22 protein-coding genes, 1 tRNA gene and 1 pseudogene are annotated in these 20,667 nt (G+C 64.7%); 16 read left to right on the top strand and 8 right to left on the bottom strand.

Annotation, left to right across the window (positions count from 1 at the left end):
* Window positions 1-119 precede the first annotated feature (119 nt).
* The 6 genes from hisD to BRAD3257_RS36935 all read left to right on the top strand — a co-directional run bounded on the left by hisD (window position 120) and on the right by BRAD3257_RS36935 (window position 3,801).
* The gene (gene hisD, locus BRAD3257_RS36960; RefSeq protein ID WP_122405931.1) at window positions 120-1,415 is read left to right on the top strand and encodes a histidinol dehydrogenase; all 1,296 of its coding nucleotides are present in this window, start codon (window positions 120-122) and stop codon (window positions 1,413-1,415) included.
* The gene (locus tag BRAD3257_RS36955) at window positions 1,412-1,909 is read left to right on the top strand and encodes a UPF0262 family protein (RefSeq protein WP_122405930.1); all 498 of its coding nucleotides are present in this window, start codon (window positions 1,412-1,414) and stop codon (window positions 1,907-1,909) included. Before hisD ends, BRAD3257_RS36955 begins: the two co-directional genes overlap by 4 nt.
* 72 nt (window positions 1,910-1,981) lie before the next feature.
* Window positions 1,982-2,449, top strand: a complete 468-nt coding sequence (locus tag BRAD3257_RS36950) for an arsenate reductase ArsC (protein WP_122405929.1) — start codon at window positions 1,982-1,984, stop codon at window positions 2,447-2,449.
* 157 nt (window positions 2,450-2,606) lie between these two features.
* Entirely contained in the window at window positions 2,607-3,236 is a 630-nt protein-coding gene (locus BRAD3257_RS36945; protein ID WP_122405928.1) for a Maf-like protein, read from the top strand.
* Window positions 3,237-3,356: 120 nt separating this feature from the next.
* The gene (gene yacG / locus BRAD3257_RS36940; RefSeq protein ID WP_122405927.1) at window positions 3,357-3,539 is read left to right on the top strand and encodes a DNA gyrase inhibitor YacG; all 183 of its coding nucleotides are present in this window, start codon (window positions 3,357-3,359) and stop codon (window positions 3,537-3,539) included.
* Window positions 3,540-3,725: 186 nt separating this feature from the next.
* A tRNA-Phe gene (locus tag BRAD3257_RS36935) sits at window positions 3,726-3,801 on the top strand.
* A 274-nt stretch (window positions 3,802-4,075) separates the two neighbouring features.
* Here the strand turns inward: BRAD3257_RS36935 and BRAD3257_RS36930 are convergent.
* Window positions 4,076-4,495: a CBS domain-containing protein gene (locus tag BRAD3257_RS36930; RefSeq protein ID WP_122405926.1), complete on the bottom strand. Its 420-nt coding sequence runs from the start codon at window positions 4,493-4,495 to the stop codon at window positions 4,076-4,078.
* A 115-nt stretch (window positions 4,496-4,610) separates the two neighbouring features.
* On the bottom strand, window positions 4,611-5,081 hold the full coding sequence (locus tag BRAD3257_RS36925; protein WP_174221614.1) for an aminoacyl-tRNA deacylase: 471 nt from the start codon (window positions 5,079-5,081) through the stop codon (window positions 4,611-4,613).
* Between the two features lie 495 nt (window positions 5,082-5,576).
* Between BRAD3257_RS36925 and BRAD3257_RS36920 the strand changes: the two genes are divergently transcribed.
* The 7 genes from BRAD3257_RS36920 to BRAD3257_RS36890 all read left to right on the top strand — a co-directional run bounded on the left by BRAD3257_RS36920 (window position 5,577) and on the right by BRAD3257_RS36890 (window position 13,382).
* On the top strand, window positions 5,577-6,209 hold the full coding sequence (locus tag BRAD3257_RS36920; RefSeq protein ID WP_122405925.1) for a DUF1326 domain-containing protein: 633 nt from the start codon (window positions 5,577-5,579) through the stop codon (window positions 6,207-6,209).
* A 78-nt stretch (window positions 6,210-6,287) separates the two neighbouring features.
* Complete coding sequence (locus BRAD3257_RS36915) at window positions 6,288-7,052, top strand: DUF2182 domain-containing protein (RefSeq protein ID WP_244607831.1); 765 nt, start codon at window positions 6,288-6,290, stop codon at window positions 7,050-7,052.
* 228 nt (window positions 7,053-7,280) lie between these two features.
* Window positions 7,281-9,974, top strand: a complete 2,694-nt coding sequence (locus BRAD3257_RS36910; protein WP_122405923.1) for a bifunctional diguanylate cyclase/phosphodiesterase — start codon at window positions 7,281-7,283, stop codon at window positions 9,972-9,974.
* 292 nt (window positions 9,975-10,266) lie between these two features.
* Window positions 10,267-10,515, top strand: a complete 249-nt coding sequence (locus BRAD3257_RS36905; protein ID WP_122405922.1) for a hypothetical protein — start codon at window positions 10,267-10,269, stop codon at window positions 10,513-10,515.
* Window positions 10,516-10,699: 184 nt separating this feature from the next.
* Window positions 10,700-11,374, top strand: coding sequence for an FABP family protein (locus tag BRAD3257_RS36900; protein ID WP_122405921.1), 675 nt, complete (start codon window positions 10,700-10,702; stop codon window positions 11,372-11,374).
* 19 nt (window positions 11,375-11,393) lie between these two features.
* Entirely contained in the window at window positions 11,394-12,101 is a 708-nt protein-coding gene (locus tag BRAD3257_RS36895; RefSeq protein ID WP_122406961.1) for a RibD family protein, read from the top strand.
* A gap of 9 nt (window positions 12,102-12,110) precedes the next feature.
* The gene (locus tag BRAD3257_RS36890; protein ID WP_122405920.1) at window positions 12,111-13,382 is read left to right on the top strand and encodes a flavin monoamine oxidase family protein; all 1,272 of its coding nucleotides are present in this window, start codon (window positions 12,111-12,113) and stop codon (window positions 13,380-13,382) included.
* Between the two features lie 36 nt (window positions 13,383-13,418).
* Here the strand turns inward: BRAD3257_RS36890 and BRAD3257_RS36885 are convergent, their stop codons facing one another.
* Both BRAD3257_RS36885 and BRAD3257_RS36880 read right to left on the bottom strand, forming a co-directional pair.
* Window positions 13,419-13,730 (bottom strand): hypothetical protein, encoded by a 312-nt coding sequence (locus tag BRAD3257_RS36885; RefSeq protein ID WP_162500483.1) that lies wholly within the window; start codon window positions 13,728-13,730, stop codon window positions 13,419-13,421.
* A 336-nt stretch (window positions 13,731-14,066) separates the two neighbouring features.
* A complete protein-coding gene (locus BRAD3257_RS36880; protein WP_122405919.1) occupies window positions 14,067-14,414 on the bottom strand; it encodes a DUF3088 domain-containing protein in 348 nt (115 codons plus the stop codon).
* Between the two features lie 158 nt (window positions 14,415-14,572).
* On the opposite strand from BRAD3257_RS36880, the pseudogene BRAD3257_RS36875 reads away from it, so the two are divergent.
* A pseudogene (locus tag BRAD3257_RS36875) lies at window positions 14,573-15,037 on the top strand (oleate hydratase).
* On the opposite strand, the gene BRAD3257_RS36870 reads toward BRAD3257_RS36875, so the two are convergent.
* The 4 genes from BRAD3257_RS36870 to BRAD3257_RS36855 all read right to left on the bottom strand — a co-directional run bounded on the left by BRAD3257_RS36870 (window position 14,947) and on the right by BRAD3257_RS36855 (window position 18,689).
* Window positions 14,947-15,525 (bottom strand): hypothetical protein, encoded by a 579-nt coding sequence (locus tag BRAD3257_RS36870; protein ID WP_122406959.1) that lies wholly within the window; start codon window positions 15,523-15,525, stop codon window positions 14,947-14,949. The pseudogene BRAD3257_RS36875 and the gene BRAD3257_RS36870 sit on opposite strands and share 91 nt — an antisense overlap.
* Window positions 15,526-15,727: 202 nt before the next feature.
* Window positions 15,728-17,041 (bottom strand): tetratricopeptide repeat protein, encoded by a 1,314-nt coding sequence (locus tag BRAD3257_RS36865; protein ID WP_122405918.1) that lies wholly within the window; start codon window positions 17,039-17,041, stop codon window positions 15,728-15,730.
* 15 nt (window positions 17,042-17,056) lie between these two features.
* Complete coding sequence (locus BRAD3257_RS36860) at window positions 17,057-18,079, bottom strand: aldo/keto reductase (protein ID WP_122405917.1); 1,023 nt, start codon at window positions 18,077-18,079, stop codon at window positions 17,057-17,059.
* Window positions 18,080-18,263: 184 nt separating this feature from the next.
* A complete protein-coding gene (locus BRAD3257_RS36855; RefSeq protein ID WP_122406958.1) occupies window positions 18,264-18,689 on the bottom strand; it encodes a PaaI family thioesterase in 426 nt (141 codons plus the stop codon).
* Window positions 18,690-18,753: 64 nt separating this feature from the next.
* Between BRAD3257_RS36855 and BRAD3257_RS36850 the strand changes: the two genes are divergently transcribed.
* A complete protein-coding gene (locus BRAD3257_RS36850) occupies window positions 18,754-19,380 on the top strand; it encodes an NUDIX hydrolase (protein WP_122405916.1) in 627 nt (208 codons plus the stop codon).
* Between the two features lie 56 nt (window positions 19,381-19,436).
* A complete protein-coding gene (locus BRAD3257_RS36845; RefSeq protein ID WP_122405915.1) occupies window positions 19,437-20,654 on the top strand; it encodes a hypothetical protein in 1,218 nt (405 codons plus the stop codon).
* Window positions 20,655-20,667 lie beyond the last annotated feature (13 nt).

Here is a 20,667-nt window from a genome sequence, read left to right as displayed (position 1 = left end):
GGGCTCAGCCCTCGCCGGAACGGCATCTCCCGAGGGTTGACGCAGCTTCCCCGCCGCGCCATTGAGCAGGGGACCTGCGCCGATCCGCCCCTCAAGACCAGCCAGAAGCCAAGCGAAACATGCCCGTTCGCCTCGACCGCAGCAGCGCCGATTTTGACCAGCGATTCGCCGCCTTCCTCGCCGCCAAGCGCGAGGCTTCGGCCGACGTCGAGGCCGCCGCGCGCGCGATTGTCGATGATGTGGCCAGGCGCGGCGACGCCGCCCTGCTCGAGGCCACGGCAAAATTCGACCGCTTGAGGCTCGATGCATCCTCCTTGCGCGTCTCCGCCGCTGAGATCGAGGCCGCCGTGAAGGCCTGCGACGCCGCGACGCTGGACGCGCTGAAACTCGCGCGGGACCGCATCGAGACCTATCACCGCCGTCAGCTCCCGAAGGACGAGCGCTTCACCGACCCGCTCGGCGTCGAGCTCGGCTGGCGCTACACCGCGATCGAATCGGCCGGCCTCTACGTGCCCGGCGGCACCGCGGCCTATCCGTCCTCGGTGCTGATGAACGCCGTGCCGGCGAAGGTCGCCGGCGTTGCACGTCTCGTGATGGTGGTGCCCTCGCCGGACGGCAAGCTCAATCCGCTGGTGCTGGCGGCCGCGCATCTCGGTGGCGTCACCGAGATCTACCGTGTCGGCGGTGCACAGGCCGTCGCCGCGCTCGCGCACGGCACCGCGACGATCGCACCGGTCGCAAAGATCGTCGGGCCCGGCAACGCCTATGTCGCCGCCGCAAAGCGGCTGGTGTTCGGCAAAGTCGGCATCGACATGATCGCCGGCCCTTCGGAGGTGCTCGTCATCGCCGATGACACCGGCAACGCCGACTGGATCGCCGCCGACTTGCTGGCGCAGGCCGAGCACGACGCGAGCGCGCAATCGATCCTGATCACGGATTCGGCGCGCCTTGCCGCCGATGTCGAAAAGGCGGTCGAGGCGCAGCTGAAGACGCTGCCGCGCGCCGCGATCGCAAGCAGTTCCTGGGCCGATTTCGGCGCCGTCATCATGGTGAAGAACCTCGAGGATGCGATCCCGCTCGCGGATGCCATCGCTGCCGAACATCTCGAGATCATGACGGCGGATCCGGACGCGCTCGCCTCAGAGATCCGCAACGCCGGCGCGGTGTTCCTCGGGCCGCATACGCCTGAAGCGATGGGCGACTATGTCGGCGGCTCGAACCACGTGCTGCCGACGGCGCGATCGGCGAGATTTTCCTCGGGGCTCTCGGTGCACGACTTCATGAAGCGCACCTCGATTCTGAAATGCGGACCCGATCAATTGCGTGCGCTGGGTCCAGCCGCGATGACGCTCGGCAAGGCGGAGGGGCTGGATGCCCATTCGCGCTCGATTGGATTGCGCCTCAATCTGTCATGACAAAGCCGCCCGAACAGGACGACTCGACCAATCGCATCGTCGCCGTCACGCTCGACGAGGACTCGATCGGCCGTTCCGGGCCGGACATCGAGCATGAGCGGGCGATCGCGATCTATGATCTGATCGAGCAGAACCTGTTCGCGCCCGATGGCGCCGAAGGGAAGGGTCCGTTCACGCTGCATATCGGCATCACCGGCAACCGGCTGATGTTCGATATCCGCCGCGAGGACGGCACGCCCGTGGTCGCGCATCTGCTGTCGCTGACGCCGTTCCGGCGCATCGTGAAGGACTATTTCATGATCTGCGACAGCTACTACCAGGCGATCCGCACCGCGACCCCGGACAAGATCGAGGCCATCGACATGGGCCGCCGCGGCATCCATGACGAGGGATCGCGCACGCTGCAGGAGCGGCTGAAGGGCAAGGTGCGGGTCGATTTCGAGACTTCGCGCCGGCTATTCACGCTCATCACCGTCCTGCATTGGAAGGGGTGAGCGCGCATGATCCCGAAAAGTGGGAACCGGTTTTCGGATCGGATCATGCGCCAAAACGAAAGAGCGTAAGCGATGGCGGGTCCGCCACGCGCACGCGATCCGCAATCGGTGCTGTTCGCCTGTGCGATGAACAGCGTGCGCTCGCCGATGGCCGAGAGCCTGCTGCAGCACATGTTTCCGCAAGGCCTCTACGTGAAGTCGGCTGGCGCCAGGAAGGGCGAGCTCGATCCATTCGCAGTGGCCGTGATGGCCGAGCTTGGCCAGGACATTTCGGCTCACAAGCCGCAGACCTTCGAGGAGCTGGAGGATTGGGAAGGGCTGAATTTCGACCTCATCATCACACTCTCGCCCGAGGCGCATCACAAGGCGCTGGATCTGACGCGGACACTCGCGGCCGAGGTCGAGTACTGGCCGACGCAGGATCCCACCACCATCGAAGGCAGCCGCGACCAGAAGCTCGCGGCCTATCGCGAGCTCTGCGACCAGCTCCTGATGCGCATCCGGCGGCGCTTTGCCAAGGCGGGCGCGGCGAGCGGGTAGCAAGCGGCGTCCGTAACACCCGCGTCACAGAGCGTAGGCACATGCGTGCTGGGCCAGCCTCGAATCACCAAACCACTGGTTCCCGGGTTGTGAAACCGGCCCCCTTCCGATAGGTTCCGCGCGCAATTCACCCCGCTTCATCCCCCCAAATCACCTGATGCTAGGCCGCCCCAAATTCGTACTTGCCTCCGGTTCGCCGCGTCGGCTGTCGCTGCTCAACCAGGCGGGCATCGAGCCGGACGCGCTCCGGCCAGCCGATGTCGACGAGACGCCGAGGCGGGGTGAGCTGCCGCGCGCCTGCGCCAATCGGCTCGCGAGGGCAAAGGCCGATGCAGCACTCAAATCGGTGCAGCTCGACGACGAGCTGCGTGGCGCCTTCATCCTCGCCGCCGACACCGTGGTGGCGGTCGGCCGCCGCATCCTGCCCAAGGCCAATCTGGTCGACGAGGCCGCGCAATGCCTGCGCTTGCTGTCGGGCCGCAACCATCGCGTCTACACCGCGATCTGCCTCGTCACGCCGCGCGAAGCCTTCCGGCAGCGCCTGGTCGAGACCCGCGTGCGCTTCAAGCGACTCTCGGAGGATGACATCCAGGCCTATATCGGCTCCGGCGAATGGCGCGGCAAAGCCGGCGGCTATGCCGTGCAAGGCATCGCCGGCTCCTTCGTGGTCAAGATGGTGGGGTCCTACACCAACGTCGTCGGCCTGCCGCTCTACGAGACCGCGACGCTGCTCGGTGGCGAAGGTTTTCCGATCCGTTTCGGCTGGCTCAACGCCACCGCAGTGTGAGTCGGCGGCCAAGCCGGCGCAGCCCGCTTCGGCCCCTGCGGAATGCGGGGGTTGCCGTCGAAGGAACCCGTTTGCCGGCCGGCGCTTAAACCCCTTCACCTCAGGTAAACTGCCGACGTCATGGACGACGAAGTCAAAAAACCCGCAAGCCCGCTCAAGACCTGCCCGATCTGCGGCAAGCCGCAGTCGCAGGCCACCCGCCCGTTCTGCTCCTCGCGCTGCCGCGACGTCGATCTGAACCGCTGGCTGAAGGGTTCCTATGTCATCCCTGGCCGCGACGACGATCCGGATGACGTCGAATAAATAAACGATATCAATTCTTTGCGTGAATGTCCGGTCCGCCGCCGGCCAATCGCGGCAAGCCCGTCCTTCCTTGTGCACAGCCGGGCCGTGCCCGGGGAAGCCTCTTGGCGAAGCCGGGTGGACAGGCCGCCCCGAGCCCACTATAAACCGCCCGCTCGATGGGCTTTGGCCCCTCTCTTGGAGCACGCCCAGGTAGCTCAGTTGGTAGAGCATGCGACTGAAAATCGCAGTGTCGGTGGTTCGATTCCGCCCCTGGGCACCATCCCGCCTCAGCGTTCGGGTTTGACGAGGGCCGCTTCCGCTCCGATTGCATCGGAACGGGGCTCCAGATTCTTGTTTTGACGCGTTTTACGCGAAGCCGGTGTCCACTTCGTTGGGAAACGCTCCAGCCGGTTACTGCCGCTTGCCCCGAGCGGAAATGGCCGCAGAGTGCGGCGAACCGAGCTATAGTGCAGTCAATGCACGCTCGAGAGAACTCCGCGGCCGCGGGGGGCTGCGACCGATCCGATGAAGGTCCGGATCGAGCCGATGTTGCCTCAATGGTGCGCCGATACGCCCTTGACGCACTGGGTCAACAAATCTGCCGTGGCGGATTGCCCGACATCACCCAGGCTGATCATGCCGACCATCCGCTTGCTCTTGTTGATCACAGGCAACCTGCGGATCTTCAGTGTCTGCATGTGATGCACGGCTTTCGCCAGATCGTCGTCCTCCCGGCAGCAATGGATGCCTTCAGTCATCACGTCCCGTGCTGTCATGCGCGCGGCGTTGAAGTCCCTGCGCGCAAGCCCTTTGCAGACGATGTCGCGGTCGGTCACCATCCCGATCAAATGGTCGTCTTCGCCGATCGGAATGCAGCCGATGTCGTGGCCTTGCATCAACTTCGCGATCTCGGTGATCGGGGTGTCGGGGCTGACCCAATCGACGCCCTTGTGCATTGCCTCTTTGACTTTCATGGAGGACCTCCGTTGCGAACGCAGCCCCCGCGACTTGACTATACAACGAACCGGGCGCGACCGCACGCGTCGCCGCGACGGGCGTGCCGGGAATCATCCCCACTGTCATGCCGCGTCAGTCGTGCATACTGAAGCGTCCATGCGGTGCGTTGGCCGTCAGGCGCGCGAACTGCGCATGGGTGAGCTGAAGCAGCGTCTCGTGATCGCCGGCCTCGATATAGACCTGAGGCTGGTCGCGGATGCTGTCGTCGACGACGAGATCGAGCCCGTAGCACCGGCCGACCGCCGGAACGGCTCCGTGCGCGCAGTCCGCGAACAGCCGGTTGATCTCGGTCTCGTTGGCCATCACAAGATCTTCGCCGAGCCTCTCCTTCAAGTCCGGCAGGTTGAGATGGTGCGATGCTGGCAAGACCGCGAGCATATAGCCCCCGTCATGCCGCAGCACGACGGCCTTGGCGAGGTGATCGCCCGAGATGTGGCAAGCCTGCGCCGTGCGCGCGGATGACATGGTGAAGGCGTGAGGGATCTCGGCATACTCGATGTTCTCGGCAGCCAGATATCGGTGCAATGTGTGGGCAATGGTCATGGCGTAGCCTTTCGGATGGGTGTGCGAGCCATCCACCGTGAGGCTGCCCCCGCCGCACGATGGGCGGCCGCGTGATTGCCGGGCTTCAGCATAGGCCTTGCCCCCGAATGCCGCAATCAGAGCGTTTTCCCGGCAAAATGGCCCGTTTCCTGGATGAATTGTATTTATGTCTCAAATGGATAGGAGTTCGCAGCTTTGGTTTGAAGGGAGTGGCGCTGTGCGTATCGGGCGGGCGAGCGCCGAAGGGGCGCCACGTCCCTGACGTCGAACATCTCCGGCTGCGCCTGAGCCACTAACGCCGTTCGCTATACGCGCCCGGCTGCCGCTGATATGATGCCGGGACGGTAAACGGCAGCTCGCCACCATACTTTTCTGCGATGCCGGCTTTCTGATCGGACTCGATCCCGCTCGCGCCCTTTTTGCGTTGCCTCGACAAGAACGCTGAACAAATTCGTCAAGGGCTGCTGTGTCCCCGCTCACATTGGGAGATGTGCCATGGCTGCATCGGACTGGCGTCTCGAAGGCGAATGGATGAAGAATTGCAATTGCGCGTTTGGCTGCCCTTGCGATTTCAACGCTCTACCGACCCACGGCTATTGCAAAGGCATGGTCGGCATGCGGATCACGAGGGGGCATTTTGAGGGCGTCAAGCTCGACGGCATTTGTTTTGCCGTCGTGGTGGATTTCCCCGGCGCACTGCATCAAGGCAACGGCACGATGCAGCCCATCGTCGACCAGCGTGCCACGCCGGAGCAGCGACAGGCTCTGTTCAACATTCTGTCGGGCAAGCATTCGGCCGAGGGCACGCTGTTCCACATCTTCAGCCTGATCGTGACGACCATTCGCGACCCGGTTTTCGCGCCGTTCGAATTTTCCTTCGACAAGAATGGCCGTATCGCAAAACTCGTCGCCGGCGATGTGCTCGAGACCGAGGTGGAGCCGATCAAGAATCCCGTGACCGGCGCTCCCCATCGCGTTCAGGTGGTCATGCCCGAGGGCTTCGAGCACCGGGCTGCCGAGGTCGCGTCCGCCAATATCCGCTCGACCGGCGCGATCTCGTTCGAGACCCGGGGTACGCACAGCTCGCTCGCCAATGTCGTGCAGACGCCCGAGGGCGTTGCGGCGTGATGCGGCGCTGACACCGAGACGACATCCCGGTGTCAGCTCCTCATCGCCATCCTGGACAACTCGATGCAGGGGCGCCCGATGTTGGAACAGCTGCTCCACCGCGACCGGCTGATCGTCGCGATCGGGACCGCCGCAGTCGTGGCGCTCGCCTGGGCCTACCTCGCTGCAGGCGCCGGCATGGACACCGAGATGATGGCCGACATGCCGGACATGGCGCCGATGCCATGGACGCCGGACTATGCAGTGCTGCTGTTCGTGATGTGGTGGGTGATGATGGTCGCGATGATGGCGCCGAGCGCGGCGCCCACCGTGCTCTTGTATGCGAGCGTCAAGCGCAAGCAGGAGACTGCATCCCGCGCCGCAATCGATGCCTGGATCTTTCTCGCGGGCTATCTCGCGACATGGGCGGGATTCAGCGTCTTCGCGGTGCTGACGCAATGGGCGCTCGAGCGCTTCGGGTTGCTGTCGATGGCGATGGCAAGCACCAGCGCCATCCTCGGCGGCCTCATTGTGGTTGCCGCTGGGCTCTACCAGTTCACGCCGCTCAAGCATGCCTGCTTGCGCTACTGCGACAGCCCACTGCTATTTCTCAGCCGACACTGGCAACCTGGAACGCGCGGGGCATTCCGCATGGGACTTCGCCATGGCAGCTACTGCGTCGGCTGCTGCTGGTCATTGATGGTCCTGTTGTTCGTCGGTGGCGTGATGAATCCTGTCTGGATCATCGCCATCGCGCTCTATGTCGCCGGTGAGAAGCTGCTGCCGTTTGGCCGAAGACTGAGCCATGCGGCAGGCGGGGCCCTCATCCTGTCCGGTGCGATCATGCTTGCACGCGCGATGTGAGAAGCCCCCGCGCGGGTGTTGGTAGGACACCATCACTGTCAATACCTGGACACCGCCATGCCGCTCAAAGCCGCCATGCTCCCGTGGTCATACGGACCTCGCAAGCCAAAAGCTAAGCTTTGTTCCAACCGAAACTTAAGGCTGTCCTGACTAGATTCGGGCCATGGACAGGCCCGCGTCCCGCTTTCGGCCGTGGCCGTCTCTGTGCAATCGAGGCGGAGAGAGGCGATGCTGTTTTCGGCGATCAGCGCTGTTCGGCCGCTGTGGCTGGCGCGAGCGGGCATGATCATGCGCCCGAGATCACTCCGCAGGGCGGCGCTGACGGTTCTGCGCAATGCGCCACTGCAGATCGCATTGTTCTTCCTGCCCCTGGTCTGGATCGGCTACTTCGCGATCACGTCATCGGAGCGGGCGGACGCGGTCGAGCAGGCGCGGTCGCACGGCGATAGCGTCGCCGAATTGTTCGAGGAAAACACCGAACGCATCTTCGAACAGGTCGATCAGTCGTTGCTGGTGGTGCGCGCACTTTACGCCCAGGACCCGCTGACCTTCAGCCTGAAGTTCTGGTCCGACAAGACCCGCATTGCGAGTGGCGACGTGGTTCAGTTCTCGCTGATCGGACCGGACGGCTACTTGCTCGATACCACGGCGGGCTATTCCGGCCCGCCGCTCTATCTCGGCGATCGCGAGCACTTCATCGAGGCCATGGCGCAAGCCGATGATAGCCTCTACGTGGCGAAGCCGGTGGTGGGGCGGGTGTCGCGCCAGTGGACCATCCAGCTCGCGAGAAAGGTGTTCGACCTTGCGCGGAATCCGGCCGGCGTAGTCGTCGGCTCGATCAGCGTGGACCTCATCGGCAAGTTCTACGAAACGGCGAAGCTGGGTGCCGGAGGAACGCTGGTGCTCAGGAATGCGAACCATGTCGTGCTCGCCGCGCGCGGCGTGGACCAGGGCTCCGTGCTGGGACAACGCGCGCCGAACCGCGTCGAGGGTGAGCTGGGAGACGGCTTCTATGCACAATATTGGAACGAGAACCGGCCGAACCGCAGTGACCGGCTGATCACCGCGCGCAGGTCGCTCGCGTTTCCGCTCATCCTCACGGTCGGCATTTCGGAGCAGGAGATCTATTCCCGCGCCGCCTTCAGACAGAAGGTCTATCTCGGCGGCACGCTGCTGCTCACGTTCATCATCGTGGCCGCCGCGGCATTCCATTGGCGGCGGCAACAGGCGCTGGATCGTGCCCACCGTGAGCTGCGCGATTTTGCCGGCAAGTTCGAGGATGCGCTCCGAAACCTTCCGCAGGGCTTGAGCATGTTCGACGGCCGTGACCGCCTGATCGCGTTCAACCGGCAATGGCTCGAACTCTATGGGCTGGTGCCTGAGGAGATCCGGATCGGCATGGATTTCCGGGATGTATTCGCGAAACAGACCGCCGTGCTCGACGTCGGGGCTTATCTCGTCGATCTGAAGAATCGGCTCGCTCAATCGGAGCACACGTCCAACACCGTCCAGTTTCCGGATGGACGGGTCGTCTACATCTCCTACGGCCGTCGCGAGAGCGGTGGCTGGGTCGCCACCCACGAGGACATCACCGAGCGCAAGGCGTCCGAGGACCGGATCGAGAAGCTCGCGCACTATGACAGCCTGACCGGCCTTGCCAATCGCAATCTGTTCAAGGAGCGTATTGACGAGGCGCTGGCCGGCTCGCGCCCGCTGGAGCCTACGTTTGCAGTACTCCTGCTGGATCTCGACAAGTTCAAGTCCGTCAATGATGCGCTCGGCCATCAATGCGGCGACGCGCTCCTGAAGCAGGTCGCCGTCCGGATCAAGGCGCAGATCCGTGACATCGACATGGCGGCCCGGATCGGCGGCGACGAGTTTGCCGTGATCGTGGCGCCGGGCCGGGCCGCGATGCGCGGCGGCGCTGCAAGTCTGGCGGCGCGGCTGGTCCAGACCATTGCCGAGCCCTATCATATCGATGGCCATCCGGTCGTGATCGGCTGTAGCATTGGCCTTGCACTCGTGCCCGAGCACGGCACGCGGGTCGACGAGATCCTTCGCAACGCCGATCTTGCGCTCTACAGGTCGAAGAATGCCGGCCGAAGCTGTTTCCACGTCTATTCAGCGGAGCTAAAGGCCGAAGCGGAGCAGCGCAACGTGCTCGAGATCGAGCTGCGCGAAGCGATCTGGCGTGAGGAGATCGAGGTGTTTTATCAGCCCGTGATCGAGCTCGGCACCGGTCGGGTAAAATCGGTCGAGGCCCTGGCGCGCTGGCATCACCGCAGCAGGGGCTACATTCCTCCGGCAGAGTTCATCGCCGTTGCGGAGGCGGGGGGACTGATCGTCGAGCTCGGCAATCAGGTGCTCGCCAGAGCCTGTCGCGATGCGACCAGCATGCCGGCCGACGTCAAGGTCGCCGTCAACCTCTCTGCCCTGCAATTTGCCGGCACCAATCTCGTCGACGCCGTGACGTTTGCGTTGGTGGAGAGTGGCCTTCCGCAAACCCGGCTCGAGCTCGAGATCACCGAGAGCGTATTTCTCGCCGACACAGAGGAGAACCTCAAGACGCTTCAGCGCCTCAAGGCGCTCGGCGTCTCCATTGCCCTCGATGATTTCGGTGTCGGTTACTCGTCATTGTCCTACCTGATGGCGTTTCCGTTCGACAAGGTCAAGATCGACAAGTCATTCATCGACCGGATCGATCGAAGCGAGACCGTCGCCGTGCTGAAGTCCATCGTGCAGCTCGCGAAGACGTTGAAGCTGTCGATCGTCGCCGAGGGGGTCGAGTCCTCTGAACAGGTCAGACGGCTCCAATCACTCGGCATCCCGCTCGGCCAGGGATTTCACTTCAGCAAGCCCGTGCCGCTCGCCGGCCTCTCCTGGCAAGACCGCACGGGGCGCCGCAAAGGTCGGGCGGCGTGAGCCGAATGCCTTCGGCGTTTGTCGTCATGGCGCCACTGCAGCCCTTGCATCCAAGAGCAGAAGCTGAGCAGGTGATCTTCCTTCGTATAAATTGCCTCGCATCATGAATGGCTTAGACGATAAGGCTTGGTCGGCCCACTGACACGTTCGGCCTCCGACGAGAGCCGAAGCAGCGCCGCGCGGAGCTAATTCCCAAGCCAGATCGCGGCCCGACATTTCCTGGCACTGTGCTTGCTCAAGCAGGGCCCAAGCCAGGCCTCGGCGAAGAGGCCGTTTCAGGTTGAGGCAAGCGATGCAGGAAGTGTCCCGTTCTGGTGCTGCTGATGAACTCCGGCTCGACGCGTTGATCGCGGATTTGTGGTGGCGCGTTCGGCTGATCAACACCGATATTCTCGAGGAAGAAGCTCGCGCCGGGGTGTTCGACGTGCACCAGCCGACTTACCCGCTTCTTGCGCTCAACCTTCGCGCCCGACGCGATAATCTGGTCGCGACGATCGGCATGCTCGAGCAGCGTGCGAGATCAACGTCGGAGGCGGCTTGAGAGTGGCTTGCGGCTTACACCGGCAACGTCAGCAACGGCGGCAGCCTGCAGGCTGTCGCTTCGAGGACGGGGCCGAATGCAACGAGCATCATCGCATGGCTCGAATGCCTGTCGGCGGCATGAGTTGAATTCACGCCGCGCCTGCCTGTGATATTGCTGGCCCCGACAACCCCGCGAGGCCTCTATGCTCCCCATTCCCGCCGATATCTTCACCGAGCCCGAGGACGTCTCGCCCGACGGACTTGCCAATCTCGGCCCGCTCCGCCGTCTTGCCGGCACCTGGCAGGCCGACAAGGGCATCGACATCAATCCGAAGGCGGAAGGGCCCGAGCGGCGGACGTTCATCGAGCGCATCCGAATGGATCCGATCGATCCGCAGGCCAACGGGCCGCAGCTGTTGTACGGGCTACGCTATCACATCCACATCAACACACCCGAGGAAGACATCACGTTCCACGACCAGGTCGGCTACTGGCTGTGGGAGCCGGCGACCGGTCTGGTCATGCAGACGCTGGCGATCCCGCGCGGACAGGTGCTGCTGGCCTCGGGCAAGGCCGGGCCCGATGACAGGACAATCTCGGTCACGGCCAAGCGCGGCGACACCGCTTACGGGATCTGCTCGACCGATTTTCTGGAACAGGCCTTCCGCACCGATGCTTACCGCTGCGACATCACCTTCAACGACGATGGCAGCTGGACCTATCTGATCCAGACCGAGTTGTTCGTGCGCGGCGCGCCGTTCAATCATCGCGACACCAACACGCTCCAGCTCGTCGCGCCGCCAAAGCTCAATCCGCTGGCGTTGATCGTGAACGCGCGCGCCAAGGAGAATGCAGGCGGCGATGGATCGGCGGCCTGAGCGCTACTCGGAGGATTGCATGAAGCCGTATGTCATCTGTCTGATGCACTCGAGCCTCGACGGCCGCACACATCCCAGCCGCTGGCGTCCGAAGGGCGCAGGCACGGATTGGTTCGAAAAAATCCACGACGAGCTCGGCGGCGATGCCTGGGTGATCGGCCGCGTCACCGGGTCGGAGTTCGCCAAGGGCAAGCCTTATCCCGTGACGAACGCGAAATTTCCACGCGAGAACTGGTTTGCGCAGCGCGATGCGAAAATCTATGGGGTCGTGCTCGATGCCCAGGGCAAGATCGGCTGGGGGCGTGCGGACATCGGCGGCGATCCGATCGTCGTCGTGCTGACCGAGAACGTTCCGGATTCGCATCTCGCTGGCCTCCGCGGCGAGGGCGTGTCCTACATCTTTGCCGGTAAATCCGAGATCGACCTGGCCCTGACGCTGGACATTCTCAGCCATGAACTCGGCGTGAAGCGTCTGCTGGTCGAGGGCGGCGGCGTCGCCAACGGCGCGTTCCTGCGCGCCGGCCTCATCGACGAATTCAATCTGATCCTCAGCCCCGCGATCGACGGCGCGAAAGGCGCCCCCTTCGTGTTCGATTCGACCGAGGCGGACAGCGAGCGGCGCGCGCCGATCACGGCGATGACGCTGGAGAGCACGCGCGAGCTCGGCGGCGGCGTCCTGCTGCTGCGATATCTGATCGAGAACGATCCTCAAGCCGCGAGCCGGTAAGGCGCGGCCATGTCCGATACGTCCGAGCACATCGTGATCGTCGGCGCGGGCGCGGCCGGCCTGATGGCGGCGCGCGAGCTGGCGCGTGCCGGCCGCAAGGTGACGATCCTGGAAGCGCGCCAGCGCTGTGGCGGTCGCATTCATCCGCTACCGGTCTCCGAGTTCGGCTATCCCGCCGATGGCGGCGCCGAGTTCGTTCATGGCGAGGCGCCGGTCACGCGCGCACTCCTGCGCGAGGCCGCGCTGTCGCTTCAGGAGATCGAAGGCGAACAGTGGAGCTTTGACGGGACGAAGCTTTCGCGCGAGGATCGCCTCGATCCTCACGAAGCGGAGCTTCAGGCCGTGCTAAGGGACTTGAAGGACGACCTCACGGTCGCCGACTTCCTGCGCCGGCATTTTTCCGGGGACGAGTACGCGTCGATGCGCCATTCGATCGAACGGATGGTCGAGGGCTATGACGCGGCCGATCCTGAGCGCGCGTCGACGCTAGCGCTGCGCGCGGAATGGATGGATGGCGGACACGCTCCGCAGGCGCGCATCGATGGTGGATACGGCGCGATGATCGACGTGCTGGCCGCCGACTGCCGCAGGCACGGCGTGACTATCCGTCTCGGTTGCGTCGTATCGGCCATTGCGGAGGAGGGCGGCGCGGTAGCCGTTCGATGCGCCGGCGGCGATGTGCATGCCTGCGATCGCGTGATCCTCACCGTGCCGCTGCCGCTGCTGCGCGAGATCGCGCTGCCGGCGGGGGCGCGCGCGAAGCTTGCTGCTGCCGACGACATCGGCTTTGGCAATGTCATCAAGATCGTACTGCGCTTCGCACGGCCATGGTGGCGCGAGCGCAAGGAAGACCTTGCGGACATGACCTTCCTGCTGTCGGACCAGGCGATCCCGGTGTGGTGGACGCAATATCCGAGCCAGCATGCCGTGCTTACGGGCTGGTTCGGCGGTCCGCGCACGATGGAGCTGGAAAGCCTCGATCCGCAAGGCCTGATCGAGGCCGGGCTTGGCTCGCTCGCCGCCGTCTTCAGCCTGCCGCGCGATGACATCGCGCGCCAGCTGGTGGCCGGAGCTGCGGCCAACTGGGCGCATGATCGCTTCGCGCGCGGCGCCTATTCGTGGGCGACGCCGCGGACGCGCGAGGCACAAGCGATCCTCTCGCGTGCAGGCGGGCGGGTGCTGTTTTCCGGCGAAGCACTCTATCGCGGCCGCGACATGGGCACGGTCGAGGCGGCGCTCGCGAGTGGCCTGGAGACGGCGGGGATGATCTTGCAGGGATAGCAAAAGAGGCCCGCATCTCTGCGGGCCGCTTGCGTCTTACCAGCGTCCGCCGCCGAAGCTGAACGTCACGCCGGGACCGCCGCCGTAGTACCCATAGGGGCCGCCGCCGTAATAGCCGTGGCGCGGGTAATAGCCGTAGCTTCTGTAATAGGGCCGGTAATAGCCGTGATGAGGACGCCAATGATGGTGGTGACCATGCCAGCGATGGTGCCTGCGCTGCGCGCTGATGTCGGTGGACTGGCTTTCCTGCGCGGCCTGCCTGGCGCTCGTGCCACCGGCTGCGTTCGCCGCCGATCCGCCAGTAAGCGCCGCAGCGCCGACGGCCATCGCGACAATGAGATATTTCATGTCATCACTCCAGTTGAATGTCGTGTGACAATAGATGAGCATCCAGCGTGTTCCCGCCAGTGCGGGCGTCGAAACGACGCAGATATGAGTTCCGATCAACACGCGCTAACGTCAGTGGATGTTCGAATGCCGCGCGTTCTATCTTCGCATGACGATGCGTCGCCTGCGGACTTGTGCCCCGAACGCAGCGCAGCGTCTCTTAGATGATGCGATGCTGAGCCGGGCCCATGTTCCTGGTGTGTCGGCTGCGTGGGTCCCGGCTCTGCGCAGCAGCGCAAGGAACGCTGCAGCGCGTCCGCGACACGGGAGTGAGCACGCAGATTTTCGCGCACGCTCTCACGGATGCGGATCGGGAAAGCCGTGGCGCTCGGAGAGCGCGGCGAGGATTGCGTCCTTGTCGGCGATGAAGGCGCGGCCCTGGTGGCTGCCGGTCTGGTGCGGCGACGTCGCCCCAGTCGCGAGCACGAGCAGCGGCAGCGATTGGTTCTCCTCGCCGACCAGCGCAATCACGGCTTGCCGAGGCCGTGGCCAGGGGATTCGTTCGACATCGAGCTTTTCGGCGAGCTGTGGAAACGAGGCCAGCACGCCCTCGATCAGCGCGCAGTGCCAGCAATAGAAGCTTTGGCCGGGAAAAGCCGGATCCTCGAAACCGGGCTGCAGCAGAAACAGGCGGTCGCGCGTCATGGGTCGTTCCGAAGCTTGGCCGCGATGTCACCGGGGAATCACTGACGTCGTGAAAGGACGCCATGGCGAGGCCAATCAGTCAATCGGCTCAACTCAAGTGATCTACAGGCAGCCTGCCCTTGATCAAGCGCAACTTTGACCGCGCGCCGCGCGATGCAATGTCGCCGCGACATTCGAACGGGACGTCGAGGCGGGTCATGAAGGCGTATTTCATCGGCGGTGGCATTGGATCGCTCGCGGACGCGGCGTTCCTCGTTCGCGATGCGCAGCTGCCGGGGCACGACATCGCGATCTAGGAGGCGCAGCCGCTGGTCGGCGGCAGCTTCGAATGGCACGCAGCTCGCGAACGGCGCCTACTCGCTCCGCGGCGGCGCATGCTCACCACCGACCATTACGAATGCACCTGGGATCTGCTCTCGAGCATTCCCTCGCTCGAACATCCCGGCCTCAGCGTGCGCGAGGAGACGGTCGCGTTCAACGTGGAGAACCCTGCGCACTCCAGGGCACGTCTGGTCGCTCGCCGTGATCTGAGCTACTTGAACGGGTCCTGGATCGACGGTGCCGACTGGCGAATGCGGCGCACGCTGACCGGCGTGCCGTCGGAGACGAATAGGAGCTCGTAGGTCCGGCCATCGCTGTCGGTCGCCGAGCAGGTGACGTCGTGCACCTTCCTGGCGGCGAAATTGCCGGTCTGGCGGCAGATGCCGGTGGAGGTCTGCTCGGCCGGCACCGGCAGGCCGTCGACCCTCGGGCGGTCCTTGGAGTTGAGCAGCATGCGGTCGATCGGCAGCTCGTAAGAATTGTCGTCGGCGCGCTTGCCGTTCTCGCCCGAGAACGACACGACGTGGCTGTCGTCGCTGGGATCGTCGACCGCGACCGCGAAATTGACCCGGCCCTTGTCGCCGTGGGCATAGGCCACTGTCTTGCACGGGAAGGTGCGGCCTGCGACCCTCAACGTCTTGCAGTGGCCGGACATCAGCGCCAGCAGATCGATGAAGGCGTTCTGCTGCAACTGCGGATTGTCGAGCGGAATGGGTTTGGAAGTCTCGGCAAAACAAGGACTTGCCAGAGCCACGGTCAAAGCGGCGAGGACCGGTCGGCAGAGGCGCATCGTCGGGCTCGTGTGCCAGAGGGCCGTGGCGGCGGAAAGGTTCCGCACCATAACGATCGTATCGCAAATTGGTTGCGATCTCGTTTGTTCTGCAAGTCCCGTCTGGAATACCACCGTGTCACCCCGACAGCGATTCGTCCAAATCGCCCAATCCGTCCCAAGAGGCACCTGCCATCAGAGCGGTGTTTTTTTCGTGGCGGAGCTAGCCTATCGCCGCCTGCCAGCGCTTATCGCGCAGGGACGGCCGGCGGTGCAGACGGGCGTCCAGCACGGCACGGGCGCGGGGCAGCTCACCGCTGCGCATGAGCGCGACGATAAAGGTATCCTCGATCAGCTCGCGTTGGGCATGGCTGCCGCCGATGCGCACGACCTCGCCGAGGAGCGGCGCGAGCATCTGCACGCAAGTCCCGTAATCCTCATCGACGAAAGCCGCGAGCGCCCGGAAGATCGCCGGCACCACGGGGCCGGCCGGCAGCTTACCGTCAGCGAGCCGCTGCTCGATCACCGCAAGGCGCGCGGCCAGCGCCTCGCGGTTCTGCGTGGCGGCCGCGAACAGCGCCATGTGGACGTCGGCAAAGGACAGGCTCGACTTCGGAAACAGCTTTTGCGCCGCGGCGTCGGCCTCGCGCCACAGCGCCTGCGGCACGGTATGACCGTAAGCCGACAGGCGCCAGAGCAGGGAGGCGCTGTCGGTGATGACGTTGAGTGGCGGCGCCCGCGTCGCGGCGGGCTGAAGCACGTCGGCATAGATCGCAAGCGCCCGTGCGGCGTCGCCATGTTCGAGCGCGCCGAGCGCCTGATGCCAGCGGATATGGCCGTGCAGGATTCCGGCGCGGTCGTAAGTCGGAATCCAGTCGTCGACGAGACGATCGGCCGCGTCGATCGATCCATCCTCGAACATCGCGTGCAGGACCGCATGTGCAGCGTGGGCGTTGGCCCGGCGCAGATTGAAGCCGCGCTCGGTGACGGCGCGGCCGCGCGCGACGTCGCCATTCTCCGTCATCGCCCAACCGGACATGGTGAGGAACCACCAGTCCTCGCCGTAATGCTGCGCGACGCGCTCGCAGAGCTCGTGCCGGGCCCGATCGTGGTCGGCCATGCCGGAGAAGGCGAACAGGCCGAACGCGCCGAGCGGCAGCGACAGCACCACGGCGTCGCGGGGCCATGCGTCGACGTGCTTCAGCGTCGATGCGATCGCCTCCGGCAGCCGGCCCTCGATCGCGAGCGCCAGCGTCTCGACATGCGAGCGCTCGCGCTCGGTGCCGCGCTTGGCGACGAGCTCGCGCGCGAGCGCCGCCTTCTGCCGCGCGAGATCGCCCTGCTGGTAGAAAGCATGCACGCGGCCGCGGGCGATATGGGCCAGCGCGAAGTCCGGGTCCGCCGTGATCGCGCACTCCAGCGTCTCCGCCGTGCCGGTCCACCCCGAAAGCATGAGATCGACGCCCTCGCGATAGGCGCTTGCTGCCTCATGCGAGGTGGTGGAGAGCGGAAAGCCGTAGCGGTCTTCAAGCGCCATCGTGGTCTCCCGTTCTCACGCCGTCCGTGCGCGGCGGCCCTCGATCGGATAGGCCGGGTCGTTATAGCCGGGCGTCGACGGATGGCCTGGCGTCACCAGCCGGTCGATCAGCGCCTCATCCTCCGCGGTGAAACGATAATCGAGTGCGCTGATGTAGCCGTCCCATTGCTCCTCGGTGCGGGGACCTGCGATCACCGACGAGACGAAGGCGGAGTTGAGCACCCAGGCGACTGCGAACTGGCCGGCGGTGATGCCCTTCGTCTCCGCGTGCGTCTTGATCTCCTGCGCGAGGTGAAGCGATTCCGGCCGCCATTCCGTTTGCATCATGCGGGTGTCGTTGCGGCCCGCGCGCGTCTCCTTGTCGGGAGCTGCATCGGGCCTATACTTGCCGGTGAGCACGCCGCGCGCCAAGGGACTATAGGGCACGATACCGAGGCCGTAATAGGAACAGGCCGGGAAGTGCTCGAGCTCGGGCATGCGGTTCATGGCGTTATAGTAAGGCTGGCTCACCGCAGGCCGGTCGATGCCGAGCCGATCGCAGATGTTGCAGATCTCGGCAACGCGCCAGGCACGGTAGTTCGAGACGCCGAAATAGCGCACCTTGCCGGCGCGGATCAGGTCGCCCATCGCGCGGACCGTCTCCTCCAGCGGCGTCGCATGATCTTCCTTGTGCAGATAGTAGATGTCGATGTGATCGGTGCCGAGCCGCTTCAAGCTCTCGTCAGCCGCCTGCAGCACCCAGCGCCGCGACAGCCCGCCGCGATTGGGATCATCGCCCAATTCGTTGTTCATGGGATTGGCGAGCTTCGTCGCGAGTATCCAGGCATGGCGTTTGCTCGCGATGGCATGGCCGACGACTTCCTCGGATGCACCTTTCGAATAAGCGTCGGCGGTGTCGATGAAATTGATCCCGGCGGCGTGCGCCTTGTCGATGATGCGTTGTGACGTGGCTTCATCGGTCGGTCCGCCGAACATCATGGTGCCGAGACAAATCGGCGAAACTTTCAGGCCGCTGCGGCCGAGCTGGCGGTATTGCATGGGCGGGGGTCCTTGATATTGGTGGAGGGCAGCATAGCCAGCTACAGTCGCCATTGCGAGCGCAGCGAGGCAATCCAGAAATGTGTCCGCGGAGGGATTCTGGATTGCCTCGCTGCGCTCGCAATGACGAGGTTGGGGACGACGACGAGTGTGTGGTTGCGGCAGTGGCAACCTGACCGAACAGCTACCCCGGCCCCTTCAAGATCTTGAACACGCCATTCGCCATCACGATGCAGCGGTTATCCACCGTCACTTCGGTGCTCATGAAGATCAGGCTGCGGGTCGAGCGGACCACGCGCGGGCGAGAGATCAGGATGTCGCCGATCTGGCCGGCTTCCACGAAGTGTGTGTCGAGCTGCACCGTCGCCATGTACTCCTTGCCGGAGACATAGCGGGCGGTCATGCCGCAGGTGCGGTCGGCGAAGGTCATCATCACGCCACCCTGGACCATGCCGCGGCGGTTGTGGTGCTTGTCTTCGGTGGCGAGTGCGAACTCGTAATGACCGTCGACCCTGCGCTCCCACAACGGGCCGATCAGGTGCAGGAAGCCCGTGGTCTCCAGGATGCTCCAGCCGTCGGATTTCAGCCTTGCGGCGGCCTTGTTGGTCATCTCGTCGTCCGTTCCTTGGCCTTGCGAGCTCATTTCATCGGGGGCGGACGTGGTGTAGTCAAGCATCATGAGATCGTTCGACGATGCCACACGACGGAATATCGCGGATGCCTGCGCAGCCTTCACGCGCCTGCGGGGGGATGATGCGCCGGCGACGCTGAAGCGCGCCGCAGTGGCGGTTGCGCTGACCGCGGGCGAGAGCGACGACACTGCGCTGCTGCTCACGCTGCGGGCAGCGCATCTGCGCGCCCATCGCGGTCAATGGGCGCTGCCTGGCGGCCGCTGCGATCCCGGCGAGACCCCGGTCGGAGCGGCGTTGCGCGAACTCGACGAGGAGCTTGGCCTTCGGCTCACGGATGCGGACGTGCTCGGTACGCTGGACGATTACCCGACGCGTTCCGGCTATCTGATCACGCCGGTCGTGGTCTGGGCGGCCGATAGCGCCTCGATCAGACCGAACCCAGACGAGGTCGCGTCCGTTCATCGCATCGCGCTCGCCACGATCGAACGCGAGGACGCTTTCGATTTCGTCGCGATTCCCGAGAGCAGCCGCCGCGTGATCCGCTTCCATCACCAGATGAGCCTGATCCATGCCCCGACGGCAGCGCTGATCTACCAGTTCCGCGAGGTGCTGGCGGGCCGGCACACCCGCGTCATCGACCTGGAACAGCCGATATTTGCCTGGAAGTGACGATGGTAAACGGCGCGTTAACGTGACGGTTACCGGATGCCTGCTAAGAGGGCAGCATGCATCACATATCGATTCGACGCGTCCTGACGCTGGTTCCATTCGCGTTCGTGCTGCTCGCACCGGCCGCGCGCGGCGGCGAGGCCGACACGTTGCCGCCGGCCGTTCGCAATGCCAACGCCCAGCTGCTGTCGCAGTTTTTCGCGCAAGGTGGGGCCTCGCCGGCGGTGCTCGAATATCGCCGCAAGCTCGCCGAATATCAGGCCGCGCGCGCCGCCTTCGATGCCGAGGCCGGCGCCTATTGGAGCCAGATCTCGGAGAAGCGGAAGACCCGCAATGCCAAGCGGCGCAGCGGACAGCAGATCACGCTCGACGATTACGTGCTGGAGCATCCGCCGATCTATACCGGGCCGAAGCGTCCGGTGAACCCGGAGCCGGAGGAGGCGCCTGAACGCCCGCCCCGTAAGCCCATTCCGGTGGTCGCCGATTTGCTGCGCGCGGCGCAGGAGCTCTACCAGTTCACGCCGCAACGCCCGTCCAGCGAGCTCGAGTTCAAGCGCGCCTATGCGCGCTACGCGCTCGCCTCGGGGCTGACGCGCGAGCAGGCGGTGCGGGTCTATTCGTTCGAGACCGGCGGCACCGGCGGTTACGACGTGCAGGCGGGCATCGAGCATGGCGGCAAGCGCGCGATCTCGACGGCAATAGGCTACAACCAGCTGTTGACCACCAACAGCGTCGAGCTGCTTGCTGAGCAGGGGCATGAATTCATTCGTGCGCTCTCGGAGAAGGTGGCGCGAACGTCAGGACCTGCGCGCCAGGCGCTCGAGCACAAGCTCGCCGTGCTCAAGAAGATGGTGGCGCATGCGAAGTCGGTGCCCGACACCTGGTCGGAGCACGAGAAGATCGGCAACACTGCGCAGGGCTGGGCCATGCATGCGATGGTGCTCGACATCGACATCGGACCGATGCTGCAGACCCACAAGCTGCTGACCTCGGTGCTGTTCGCCCGCGCCAAGGGCTACAGCCGTCCGCTCACCGCGGCCGAGCTAGAGATGATGAACCTCACCGGCGACGGCACCGGCCTCGACATGGTGACGATGCCGCAGGCGATGCGCGAGCAGGTGCCGACCTCGAACTTCTTCCAGCGCGGCGGCTATGAGCGCAACCCCGTCGCGATCCGCCACAACACGGTGGCGAAGCTGCTCGCGGTGACGGATGAGCGGATGGACTCGAACAGTAGCAAAGCCGGCGCAAGGGAGCTGGCGGGCGCGTTTTAGCTCTCCGTCCTAC

This window comes from Bradyrhizobium vignae (assembly GCF_900324035.1).
GTDB lineage: Bacteria > Pseudomonadota > Alphaproteobacteria > Rhizobiales > Xanthobacteraceae > Bradyrhizobium > Bradyrhizobium vignae.
Note: the sequence above shows the minus strand (reverse complement) of the source record. Positions and strands in the feature narration are given on the sequence as shown.